Consider the following 2,646-nt stretch of genomic DNA (forward strand, 5'->3'; position numbering starts at 1 on the left):
GGCTGCGACCCCAACTACTCGGGCTGCGTGCCGATCGACTCCGACGTGGACTGCGAGGGCGGGAAGGGCAACGGTCCGTCCTACGTGGACGGACCGGTCCGGGTGACCGGCGACGACATCTACGGGCTCGACGCCGACAAGGACGGCGTCGGCTGCGAGTGACCTGTGAGCGACTCAGCGGGGGAGGCGGCCCATCAGGAAGAACTCCGGGTTGGGCTGGAGGTCGGTCAGGTGGGCCATGCGGTTGGAGAGGGCGAAGAGCGCGGTGATCGCGCCGACGTCCCAGATCTCGTCCTCGGTGAGGCCTGCGGCGCGGGCGTCGTCGAGCTCGGCCTCGGTCAGCGCGGAGGACTCCGTGGCGACCAGCAGGGCGAGGTCCACGATGGCGCGCTCGCGCGGGCTCAGCTCCACGCCGTAGGGGTTGGTGGCGACGCGGTCGGCGATCTGGGCGTCCTTGGTGCGCACGCGCAGGATCGCCCCGTGCGCGACCACGCAGTAGGTGCAGTGGTTGGCCCCGGAGGTCGCGACCACGACCAGCTCGCGCTCGGCCTTGCTCAGTCCGTCGTTCGAGTCCATCAGCGCGTCGTGGTAGTCGAGGAAGGCCCGCAGCTCGCGGGGCCGTCGTGCGAGCGCGAGGAACACGTTCGGCACGAACCCGGACTTCTCCGCGACGGCGCCGATCCGCTCCCGAAGGTCGGCGGGCATGTCCGCGAGCTCGACGTGCCCGAAGCGGCTCACCTCGTGTTCTCCCATGACCCGGGACGTTACAGCTCGGCTGCATCCCTTTCCTCGGGCGAGCGGGCCCGCCATCATCCCCGGGTATGGCCGTGGCCGAGGAGATCCGTGCCCGTGTGACCGATTGGTGCGCGGACTGTCTGCCCGACGAGGACCGGGAGCGGCGGCGTATCGCCTTCACCTCCGTCGGCGACACCCTGACCATCCTGGACCGCCGCCCGCCCGCGTTCCCCGAGCTGGGCGCGGTGTGGTCCTCGACCCCCCTCGCCCGCCTCTGCGCCGACCCCGACGGCCGCTGGACCCTCTTCCTCCCCACCGTCGGCGGGGAGCGGTGGGAACGCCAGGAACCCACGGCCGACGACCCCCTTGACCTGCTGGGCCCGATCGCCGAGGCCGTTCGCGGAGCGGCCTAGGAATCGGTGGCCGGCCCACCCTTGATCGTCGATCCCCGACCCATCGCGGCCGCATACGGCGTCGAGGGGTCACCTGTGCTGATCTGATGGCCGTCAGCGGCTGACCCACGGGTCCGGTGCCTGAGCCGCCCCGACTCCTTCGGCCCCGCCCCCTCAGCAGGGCCTGCCCGAGCCAGGCCGACTCGACCCGCCCGACTCACAGCCGCGCGTCCCGGCCACGATCACCGGTCAGGCACGCAGGACCGCGATTCCCGCAGCGCGGTGTGCCCAAGCAGCGATCATGGTGCAGCCTCAGGAGGCGGCGCGGCACGGCCCGCCTCAACCAGGCCGACTCAACCCCACCCGGCCCGACTCACAGGGCGGCGCGTCCCAGCCAAGATCACCGGCTGGGCACGCGAAACCGCGATCACCGCGGCAGAGCGTGCCCAAGCAACGATCATGGTGGCTTGCTTAGAAGCCGACGTGGCACGGCCCCACCTCAACCAGGCCGACTCAACCCCACCCGGCCCGACTCCACGCGGCGCATCCCGGCCAAGATCACCGGCTCGGCACGCGAAACCGCGATCACCGCGGCGGAGCGTGCCCAAGCAACGATCATGGCGGGCTGCTTCAGAGGCCGACACGGAATGGCCCACCTCAACCAGGCCGCCTCGACCTCACCCGGCCGCCCGACTCGCAGCCTGCGCGTGCCAGCCAAGATCACCGATCGGGCGCGCAGAACCGCGATCAGCGCGGCAGAGTGCGCCCAAGCAACGATCATGGTGGCTTGCTTAGAAGCCGACGCGGCACGGCCCCACCTCAACCAGACCGACTCAACCCCACCCGGCCCGACTCCACGCAGCGCATCCCGGCCAAGATCACCGGCTCGACACGCGAAACCGCGATCACCGCGGCGGAGCGTGCCCAAGCAACGATCATGGCGGGCTGCTTCAGAGGCCGACACGGAATGGCCCACCTCAACCAGGCCGACTCGACCTCACCCGGCCGCCCGACTCGCAGCCTGCGCGTCCCAGCCAAGATCACCGATCGGGCGCGCAGAACCGCGATCACCGCGGCGCCGCGTACCCAAGCAGCGATCATGGCGGGATCGCTCCGGGAAGCGACGCGGCGCGGCCCCACCTCAACCAGGCCAGCTCGCCCCCACCCGACTCACAGCCCGCGCGTCCCAGCCAAGATCACCGGTCGGGCACGCAGAACCGCGATCATCGCGGCTCAGCGTGCCCAAGCAGCGATCATGGTGCAGAGCCACGGCAGGCGAGCGGCCCGTCATCGGCGGCCATGATCACCGGCCGAGTGCACGCCGCCATGGTGATCGCGGCGCAGGGCAGGCGTGACCCCACGATCACCGGCTCCTACCCACCGCGGGCCGTATACAGCGCCGATAGGTCACCTCTGATGATCCTGGTACTGCTCGAGGACCTAGCGGTCGTGCGTCGCGGCCGGATCGCTGGGCGGGGCAGGCGACCACCACCCCGCGGGGCTCTACGAGGCGCGGCGG

General features: G+C 71.2%; 2 protein-coding genes. One reads left to right on the top strand and one right to left on the bottom strand.

Features of this window, described 5'->3' with window-relative positions:
- Positions 1-174 precede the first annotated feature (174 nt).
- Positions 175-753, bottom strand: coding sequence for a peroxidase-related enzyme (locus tag H5J29_RS28520; RefSeq protein ID WP_181784080.1), 579 nt, complete (start codon positions 751-753; stop codon positions 175-177).
- A 68-nt stretch (positions 754-821) separates the two neighbouring features.
- On the opposite strand from H5J29_RS28520, the gene H5J29_RS28525 reads away from it, so the two are divergent.
- On the top strand, positions 822-1,148 hold the full coding sequence (locus H5J29_RS28525) for a DUF3024 domain-containing protein (RefSeq protein WP_446686500.1): 327 nt from the start codon (positions 822-824) through the stop codon (positions 1,146-1,148).
- The last annotated feature ends 1,498 nt before the right edge of the window (positions 1,149-2,646 follow it).

Source organism: Pseudonocardia pini, from assembly GCF_013870575.1.
GTDB lineage: Bacteria > Actinomycetota > Actinomycetes > Mycobacteriales > Pseudonocardiaceae > Pseudonocardia > Pseudonocardia pini.